The following is an 8,624-nucleotide window of genomic DNA, read 5'->3' on the forward strand; positions in this document are numbered from 1 at the left end:
GCTATCTGCTCGGCCTGCTGTCGGGCGTCGAACGCAAGAACTGCTGGCAGCTGGCCGAACAGGCCGGCCATGTCCGGCCCGGACCGATGCAGCGCCTGCTGCGTTACGCCCGCTGGGACGCTGATGCCGTCCGTGACGACCTACGCGCCTATGCCGTCGACCACCTCGGCACCGACGGCGCGGTGCTGATCGTGGACGAGACCGGCTTCGTGAAGAAGGGCCACGCCTCGGCGGGCGTGCAACGGCAGTACACCGGCACCGCGGGACGCATCGAAAACTCACAGGTCGGCGTGTTCCTCGCCTACGCCACCGATCGGGGACGGGCGTTGATCGACCGTCGGCTCTACCTGCCCGAACACTCCTGGTCCAACGACCCCGAGCGCCGCCGCGAGGCCGGGATACCCGAGGACGTGCAGTTCGCGACCAAGCCCCGCCTGGCCTGGGAGATGATCGAGACCGCGCTGGACGCCAGGATCACCGCCTCCTGGGTGACCGGCGACGAAGCTTACGGACAGGACCCTCATCTACGGCTTGCCTTGGAGGCACGCGAAACCGGCTACGTGCTGGCCGTCGCCTGCTCGACGAGAGTGCGGATCAACCAGGGCCGCGCCCCTGCCCGCGCGGACACCGTCGCCGGCCGTCTGCCCGCCACGGCCTGGCAACGGCACAGTGCCGGCAACGGCGCGAAGGGCCCGCGCTACTACGACTGGGCGTGGGTCCACATCGGGACTGGCAGCCACCGCCATCTGCTGATCCGCCGCAACCGGACCACCGGCGAACTCGCCTTCTACCGGTGCTGGTCACCCACCGAAGTGACGCTGGCAGAACTGGTCCGTCGCCGGTGCCCGCTGGGGCATAGAGGAGTGCTTCCAGGCCGCCAAGAGCCAGGTCGGGCTCGACCACTACCAGGTCAGGCACTGGACCTCATGGCACCGGCACATCACCTTCGCCATGCTCGCCCTAGCCTTCCTCACCGCCGTCGCCGTCGCACCCCACCGGCCAACAGAACCACACCACCCAACCCAAAAACATGAGCTGATACATCTGACCGTCCCGGAGATCCGTCGCCTGCTCACTGCGGCCCTCACTCCGCCGGCCATCGCCACGGCCAAACTGCTGCACTGGTCCAGTTGGCGCCGACACCATCAGTCAGCGGCTCGACGCAGTCACTACCGGCGACGATCTCTCAAGGAACCCACCAGATGGACCAGGAAGCCGCACTGAGGTAAGGCCGTTTCCCGGACAGCCGCTTCTACGCTTACCTGCGGGGCATGTGTGCGGCCGACTCAGCGGATCGTTGGAGCTGGTGGCGCGACCACTTCGCGCAGCTCGTCGGTGGCCTGAGCCATGAGCTGAGCGAGGGTGGTGTCCGGTTCGGCTAGCCAGCGGGGCATGGCGCGCCGGTGGATCGCCAGTACCACGTCGATGATGAAGCGTGCTTTTCCGGGCTCGACGCCGCGGCGCTCGAGCGCCGGTGCCAGCGCCTCGGCGATGTCGGCGAGCTTGATCAGATCGCGCTCGGCCAGTGCCGGGTTGGCGGCGATCACTCTTGCACGGCGCAGCAGGAACTCGCGTGGGCGGAAGATCCCCTCGGCGGTTCCCAGCGCGGTCAGCAGCGCCTCGATCGGGGTGAGGCCCGGGTCGGCCGCCTCGACCTGAGCAACGAGGTGGGCCTCGAGGCCGTTGCCGGCGAAGAGGACTTCCCGCTTGTCGGGGAAGTGCCGATAGAAGGAGCGCTCCTTCAGACCGGCGGCGCCTGCGATCTGCGCGACTGAGGTGCGCTCGAACCCCTGCGTCTCGAACAGCTCGAGCGCTGCGCGTTCGAGCCGGCCCTGTGCGTCAGATTCCCATCGCGGCATACCCACCAGCTTACGACAACAGAAGCTGTCATCAGCTGATACCCTCAATGACAACAGATGCTGTCATCAGCCAGGAGATCGTCATGAAGGCTCTGCAATTCGAACGGTTCGGCTCCCCGGACGTGATCGTGCTCCGCGACGTCCCACAGCCGGAGCCGGGACCCGGCCAGATCCGGATCGCCGTGCGGGCGTGCGGCCTGACACCGGCCGACTGGCACGTCGTCGACGGTCTCCTCGCCGACCATCTGCCGCCGCTGCCGCGCGGGCTCGGCCTTGAGGTCGCGGGTACCGTCGACGCGCTCGGCGAGGGCGTCGACGGCGTCCAGATCGGCGACCGCGTGTTCGGCCCGGCCACCTTCGACGGCCCGACGGCTGGCGCCGCCGAGTACGCGCTGATGCCGGCCTGGGCACGCATTCCCGAGGGCGTGAGCGCCCGGCAGGCCGCCGCGCTGCCGATGGCGGCCGAGACGGCGTGGCGCGCGCTCGACGACCTTGGCGTCCAGCCGGGTGAGGTGCTGCTCGTCCACGGCGCGGGCACCACCGTGGGTGAGGCGGCGGTGCGCTTCGCGCTGCACCGGGGTATTCGGGTGATCGCCACAGCCGGGCCGACTCGGGCCGCCGCCCTGGAAGAGATCGGCGCCCAGGTGACCACCTACGGCGAGGGCATGGCCGAACGCGTCAGTGCACTGACCTCAGGCCCCGTGGACCGCGCCCTGGACACCACGCCGACCGGGGGCCGGATCGACCGCGCCGACCAGCCCAGTCCGGCCGGCGGCTCGCTACCGACCTTGATCGAGCTGACCGGGGACCCCGACCGTGTCCTCACCGTCTCGGACTTCGCCGCCGCAGCCGAACTGGGCGTCCGCATCACCACCGAGATCCGTTACGACCAGATGAATGAGTTCGCCAGGCTCGCCGGCGAAGGCATCCTGGTCGTACCGGTCGCCCGCACCTACACCCTCGACCAGATCCAGGAAGCGGCCAAGCTCAGCCAATCCCGCCGCCCCGGCGGCAAACTCGTGCTCGTCCTGTGATCACCTTGCTGGCTTGGTCAGGCGAAAGGAGTCCACACACCCCGATGATCACACGGTGACCGCACCCGTTCCCGACCAGGGTCCCTGCAAGATCGCGAAGTCACACTGGAGTATTAGGCGGCCAAGTTGCTGTTCTTGCCGTGGAACTCTAATCACAAGATGGGCCGAAGCGCGTCCTGGATTCGCAGGTGACACAGGGCCTATGCTGTCCTAGTGTCCTGAGTCGTTAGTTCGCTTGCGGTTGTAGGGTGGGGCGGTGCCTGGTCCGAAGCCGTTGCCTCTGGAGTTGTCCGATCACGAACGCCGGGTACTGAGAGGCTGGTTGCGCAAGCAGACGGCGTCTCAGGCACTGGTGCTGCGGTCGAGGATCGTGCTCGCGTGCGCGGAGGGCCTGCCGAACGCGCAGGTCGCGGATGGCCTGGGCGTCTCGCGGGAGACGGTGCGCAAGTGGCGGTCCCGGTTCGTCGCGGACCGCCTGGAGGGCCTGGTGGACCAGCCACGTTCGGGAGCCCCGCGCAGGATCACGGACGAGCAGGTCGAGGCCCTGGTCGCCAGGACACTCGGCCAGACGCCGCCGACGGGTGACTCACACCGGTCGACACGTTCGATGGCCCAGGCGGCGGGGATGTCGCAGTCGGCTGTCTCGCGGATCTGGCGGGCGTTCGGCCTCAAGCCTCACATCGTGGAGACCTGGAAGCTGTCGACCGACCCGCAGTTCGTCACCAAGGTCCGCGACGTGGTGGGTATCTACCTGTCACCACCGGAGAACGCCCTGGTCCTGGCGGTGGACGAGAAGTCTCAGATACAGGCCCTGGACCGGACCCAGCCGGTGCTGCCGATGGCGCCGACCACGCCGGCGAAGATGACCCATGACTACGTCCGGCACGGCACCACCAGCCTGTTCGCCGCCCTGGACATCGCCTCCGGCTCAGTCATCGCCCAGCACCACCGCCGCCACCGCCACCAGGAGTTCCTCCGCTTCCTGAAGGTCATCGACGCCGCCGTCCCCCAGCACCTCGAACTCCACCTGGTCCTGGACAACCACGCCACCCACAAGACCGAACCGGTCAGGAAGTGGCTCCTGCGACACCCCCGCTTCCACCTGCACTTCACCCCCACCTCGGCATCCTGGCTCAACCTCGTCGAACGCTGGTTCGCCGAGCTGACCTGCCGCAAACTCCGCCGCTCGGCCCACCGCAGCGTCATCGAACTCGAACGCGACATCCGCCGCTGGATCAACGAGTGGAACAAGAACCCCAAACCGTTCATCTGGACGAAGACCGCCGACGACATCCTCGACACCCTCGCCGCATACTGCACACGAATTAACGACTCAGGACACTAGATCGTTGACCCAAGTCCGTATCGCGTCCGCAGCAAGCCCGCCCTCTCCATCGCGCATGGAGTAGTCGCGGAACCACGGAGAGAGCTTCTGTCGGACGAGCTTCCGATACTCGGCCTTCGTGTCGCCCTGTACCCCGGTGAGCTGATCTATGTGGCGGAGGGCGAACGGTTCGAACATCTCCTCCGGTGTGCGGACGTTCTCCACGAACCCTTGACCGCGTATCCAGCCAGGGGGCCATTGCTGTCCGTGGCCGTCCACGAGATTCTTGAACTTCTCCGCCGACGGCTCATCGTCGAAGGACTCGGACGCTCTGCTACCGCTGCGGGTGCCTCCCGCGCGCCAGCGAACGACGTAGCTGGACTGTCCGTCACGCCTTTGCTTGACCTCGATGTACGCCATGCTCAGGACTGTAAATGAGGTCTGGTGCCCACTTCGTGCCCACCAGAACAGTAAAAAAGACCCCCTGACCGGCGTTTCCGCAGGTCAGGGGGTCTATAGCGTTGTGCCCCCAACGGGATTCGAACCCGTGCTACCGCCTTGAAAGGGCGGCGTCCTAGGCCGCTAGACGATGAGGGCTATCGGCCCGCCTGGGCGCCGCATCGCGACGCGTCGGGGACGTCTGAAGCATAGGGGATCGCGAGCGGTATGGGCAAAACCCTTCGCCCCCGGCAGGACACCGGGCCGCGGTTCAGCGCTTCACCAGCTGCCGGCTGACCTCCGCCGTGGTCCGCCCGAGACCGCCCAGCCTGGTCGCGTCCCATGCCTGGAACTGCCGGATGTCCCGGTCCAGGTAGAGCACCGACGCCTCGGTCGGCGCCGGGTACCGGCCCTCCACCACGCGCGGTCCGCTGCCTCCCGTGGAGCCCTCGCGGCGCAGCCGGGTGCGCAGCGGAAGGACCTTCATGCCCCGGGTGCGCAGAAGCCCGCAGAGCGGCAGGTGCACCGTGCCGTCGGTCTCGGTGGCGGCCCTCGGTTCGTAGGCCACCGCGCGGGGCGGTGGTTCAGCCCCAGCCCAGTTCGTGCAGCCGGGCGTCCTCGATGCCGAAGTGGTGGGCGACCTCGTGGACGACGGTGACGGCCACCTCGTGGACCACCTCGTCGGCGGTCTCGCAGTACCGCAGGGTGGGGCCCATGTAGACGCTGATGCGGTCGGGGAGCACCCCGGCGTACCACTCACCGCGCTCGGTGAGCGGGGTGCCCTCGTACAGCCCGAGCAGCTCGGGGTCGTCGGCGGAGGGTTCGTCCTCCACGAAGACGGCCACGTTGTCCATGACCCGGGTCAGTTCCGGCGGGAGCCGGTCCAGGGCCTCGCTCACCAGCTCTTCGAACCTGTCGCGTGTCATCTCCAGCACACGGCCATTGTCCGGGACCCGCGCCCGCCGCGGGAGGTGTACGCGCGGGCGGGCTCGACGGGCGGCGTGTCCTCCTGCGGGCGGCGGGAGTTGGGCAGGGCGTTCCCGTTCCCCGCTGTCGGAGGTGGCCGTCGTGCGTCGCTCGTACCTACCCGTCCGTCTGGTCGTCGCGGTGCTGGCCGTGGCCGCCGCCTCCGGCTGTGTGCGCGTCGGCGACGACGTGGGCCCCGCCCGTACCCCGCACTCCGCCGCCCAGCGGGAGGGGGCGGCCTCCGGGGGCGGGCCGGTGTCCGGGGGCGGCGGTGTGGAGGCGGACGAGGAGGGCCGGGGCGACGGCAAGCACGGGCGCGGCGGCAAGAAGAAGCGGCACGGGGAGTCGGCCTCCGCCTCGGCGGACGAGCGCGAGCCGGGCCGGGACTCGGAGGCGCCGTCCGAGCCGGGGCAGACGGTGCTGCCCGGTGAACCGGTGCCGACCGGGGAGCCGACGCCGCCTCCGGTGTCCTCCGCGCCGCCCGAGCCGCCCGTGTCGACCCCGCCGCCGGTGGAGTCCGAGCCGCCGTCGGCCGAGCCGTCGTCGTCGGCCCACGAGGACCCCGCCCCGCAGCTCGGCGGACGGGTTCCGCTGCCCGTCGTACGCGTCGGAGTCTGAGGCTCCGGGGGGCGTCGGACCGCCTCTGACGTGCCGGTTTGCCATTGGGGGTGGGGGGTGCGTATGGTAGTAGATCGTTTGATCCCATTTGCCCGGCGCCATCGCAGAGCGCGCCGTGTGGCGCGTACTCTCCCTTGCCGTGACGGACCGCATTGAGGCGGTTGTGTTGAGCGAATCACGGAGTTGACGGGCGCGTGCCGAGAGACTCCGGAAGGTTTCGCATTCGCATGTCCGTTTCCAGTACTGACCAGTTCGTCGTGCCCGAGAACCCCGAGGACGCCACCGTCCTCGTGGACGAGGCCAACGAGGTCACCGCTGTCGTCGAGGCCGAAGAGGCCGCCGACACCACCCCCCAGATCACCTTCGCCGACCTCGGTCTGCCCGAGGGCATCGTGCGCAAGCTCGCGCAGAACGGCGTGACCACCCCGTTCCCGATCCAGGCCGCGACCATTCCGGACGCCCTGGCCGGCAAGGACATCCTCGGCCGCGGCCGCACCGGCTCCGGCAAGACCCTCTCCTTCGGTCTGCCCGCCCTGGCCACGCTGGCCGGCGGCCGCACCGAGAAGAAGCGCCCGCGCGCCGTCATCCTGACGCCGACCCGCGAGCTGGCGATGCAGGTCGCCGACGCCCTCCAGCCCTACGGTGACGTGCTCGGCCTGAAGATGAAGGTCGTCTGCGGCGGCACCTCGATGGGCAACCAGATCTACGCCCTGGAGCGCGGCGTCGACGTCCTCGTCGCCACCCCGGGCCGCCTGCGCGACATCATCAACCGTGGCGCCTGCTCGCTGGAGGACGTCCAGATCGCGGTCCTCGACGAGGCCGACCAGATGTCCGACCTGGGCTTCCTGCCCGAGGTCACCGAGCTGCTCGACCAGGTCCCGGCCGACGGCCAGCGCATGCTGTTCTCGGCCACCATGGAGAACGAGATCTCCACGCTGGTCAAGCGCTACCTGACCGACCCGGTCACGCACGAGGTCGACAGCGCCCAGGGCAACGTCACGACCATGTCGCACCACATCCTCATCGTGAAACCCAAGGACAAGGCGCCGGTCACCGCCGCGATCGCCTCCCGCAAGGGCCGCACGATCATCTTCGTCCGCACCCAGCTCGGCGCCGACCGCATCGCCGAGCAGCTCCGCGAGTCCGGTGTGAAGGCCGACGCGCTGCACGGCGGCATGACCCAGGGCGCCCGCACCCGGACGCTGGCCGACTTCAAGGACGGCTACGTCAACGCGCTCGTCGCCACCGACGTCGCCGCGCGCGGCATCCACGTCGACGGCATCGACCTGGTCCTGAACGTCGACCCGGCGGGCGACCACAAGGACTACCTGCACCGCTCCGGCCGTACCGCCCGCGCGGGCCGCTCCGGCACGGTCGTCTCGCTGTCCCTGCCGCACCAGCGCCGCCAGATCTTCCGGCTGATGGAGGACGCGGGCGTCGACGCCGCGCGCCACATCATCCAGGGGGCCGGTGCCTTCGAGCCGGAGGTCGCCGAGATCACCGGCGCCCGCTCCATGACCGAGGTGCAGGCCGAGTCCGCGGGCAACGCCGCGCAGCAGGCCGAGCGTGAGGTGGCCCAGCTGGTGAAGCAGCTGGAGCGCGCCCAGCGCCGCGCCGGTGAGCTGCGCGAGGACGCCGACCGCCTGGTGGCGCGGGTCGCCCGCGAGCGCGGCGAGGACCCGGAGGCCGCCGTGGCCGAGGCGCAGGCGGCGGCCGAGCAGGCCGTGGCCGAGGCCGCCGTCGAGGCGGAGCGTCCGGCGGCGCGCGAGCCCGAGCGCGACGAGCGCCCGGCGGGCCGGGAGCGCCGCTCCTTCGACCGCGACCGTGGCGACCGCCGTGACGACCGTGGCGGCCGTGGCTTCGAGCGTCGTGACGACCGTGGCGGCCGTTCCTTCGAGCGCCGCGACGACCGCGGCGGTTTCCGCCGTGACGACCGTGGTGGCGAGCGCCGCGACGACCGTGGCGGCCGCAACTTCGAGCGCCGTGACGACCGTGGTGGCCGTTCCTTCGAGCGCCGCGACGACCGTGGCGGCGAGCGCCGTGACGAGCGCCGTCCGTCCAACCAGGACCGTGGCGACCGTGGTTTCGAGCGCCGCGACGACCGTGGCGAGCGTGGTTTCGAGCGCCGCGACGACCGCGGTGGCTTCCGCCGTGACGACCGTGGCGGCCACCGGGGCAGCGACCGCCCCTTCAACCGTGAGCGCCGCGACGACCGTCCGGGCTTCCGCCCCGCCGGCCATGACCGTCCCTCCGGCCGCCGTGACGACCACCGCGGCAACGGCTCCTCCTTCGGCCGCCGCGACGACAAGCCCCGCTGGAAGCACAACGGCTGACCTCGTGTGAGGACCGATTGAGCAGGGCCCGTACGGCACTTCGGTGCGGTAC

At 70.0% G+C, this 8,624-nt stretch carries 7 protein-coding genes, 1 tRNA gene and 2 pseudogenes; 5 read left to right on the forward strand and 5 right to left on the reverse strand.

The annotated features are described in order from the left end of the window. Positions 1-5 precede the first annotated feature (5 nt). Positions 6-1,224, forward strand: a pseudogene (locus ACFWN1_RS29530) (IS701 family transposase). Positions 1,225-1,286: 62 nt separating this feature from the next. On the opposite strand, the gene ACFWN1_RS29535 reads toward ACFWN1_RS29530, so the two are convergent. Next, entirely contained in the window at positions 1,287-1,859 is a 573-nt protein-coding gene (locus ACFWN1_RS29535) for a TetR/AcrR family transcriptional regulator (RefSeq protein WP_384368559.1), read from the reverse strand. 83 nt (positions 1,860-1,942) lie between these two features. On the opposite strand from ACFWN1_RS29535, the gene ACFWN1_RS29540 reads away from it, so the two are divergent. Together ACFWN1_RS29540 and ACFWN1_RS29545 are read left to right on the forward strand one after the other, a co-directional pair. Beyond that, entirely contained in the window at positions 1,943-2,893 is a 951-nt protein-coding gene (locus ACFWN1_RS29540) for an NADP-dependent oxidoreductase (RefSeq protein ID WP_384368562.1), read from the forward strand. A 256-nt stretch (positions 2,894-3,149) separates the two neighbouring features. Next, positions 3,150-4,238 carry an IS630 family transposase gene (locus ACFWN1_RS29545; RefSeq protein WP_384368565.1) on the forward strand — a complete coding sequence of 363 codons (1,089 nt, stop codon included), beginning with the start codon at positions 3,150-3,152 and terminating at the stop codon, positions 4,236-4,238. Here the strand turns inward: ACFWN1_RS29545 and ACFWN1_RS29550 are convergent. From ACFWN1_RS29550 to ACFWN1_RS29565, 4 genes and pseudogenes are all read right to left on the reverse strand, one after another. Continuing rightward, entirely contained in the window at positions 4,227-4,637 is a 411-nt protein-coding gene (locus ACFWN1_RS29550; protein ID WP_384368568.1) for a hypothetical protein, read from the reverse strand. The two genes, ACFWN1_RS29545 and ACFWN1_RS29550, sit on opposite strands and share 12 nt — an antisense overlap. 104 nt (positions 4,638-4,741) lie before the next feature. Further along, positions 4,742-4,814: transfer RNA gene (locus ACFWN1_RS29555), tRNA-Glu, on the reverse strand. Between the two features lie 112 nt (positions 4,815-4,926). Beyond that, positions 4,927-5,238 (reverse strand): annotated as a pseudogene (locus tag ACFWN1_RS29560) (hypothetical protein); the annotation flags it as partial. Between the two features lies 1 nt (position 5,239). Further along, entirely contained in the window at positions 5,240-5,590 is a 351-nt protein-coding gene (locus ACFWN1_RS29565; RefSeq protein ID WP_384368571.1) for a metallopeptidase family protein, read from the reverse strand. 133 nt (positions 5,591-5,723) lie between these two features. On the opposite strand from ACFWN1_RS29565, the gene ACFWN1_RS29570 reads away from it, so the two are divergent. Next, positions 5,724-6,239 carry a hypothetical protein gene (locus tag ACFWN1_RS29570; RefSeq protein WP_384368574.1) on the forward strand — a complete coding sequence of 172 codons (516 nt, stop codon included), beginning with the start codon at positions 5,724-5,726 and terminating at the stop codon, positions 6,237-6,239. Positions 6,240-6,466: 227 nt separating this feature from the next. Further along, a complete protein-coding gene (locus ACFWN1_RS29575) occupies positions 6,467-8,572 on the forward strand; it encodes a DEAD/DEAH box helicase (RefSeq protein WP_384368577.1) in 2,106 nt (701 codons plus the stop codon). The last annotated feature ends 52 nt before the right edge of the window (positions 8,573-8,624 follow it).

This window comes from Streptomyces sp. NPDC058459 (assembly GCF_042721685.1).
In the GTDB taxonomy this organism is placed as follows: Bacteria; Actinomycetota; Actinomycetes; order Streptomycetales; family Streptomycetaceae; genus Streptomyces.

What these genes read in the sequence shown, in the direction of transcription:
- ACFWN1_RS29535 (WP_384368559.1), bottom strand. Translation starts at nt 1,859, where the DNA reads ATGCCGCGATGGGAATCTGACGCACAGGGCCGGCTCGAACGCGCAGCG.
- ACFWN1_RS29550 (WP_384368568.1), bottom strand. Translation starts at nt 4,637, where the DNA reads ATGGCGTACATCGAGGTCAAGCAAAGGCGTGACGGACAGTCCAGCTAC.
- ACFWN1_RS29575 (WP_384368577.1), top strand. Translation starts at nt 6,467, where the DNA reads ATGTCCGTTTCCAGTACTGACCAGTTCGTCGTGCCCGAGAACCCCGAG.
- ACFWN1_RS29540 (WP_384368562.1), top strand. Translation starts at nt 1,943, where the DNA reads ATGAAGGCTCTGCAATTCGAACGGTTCGGCTCCCCGGACGTGATCGTG.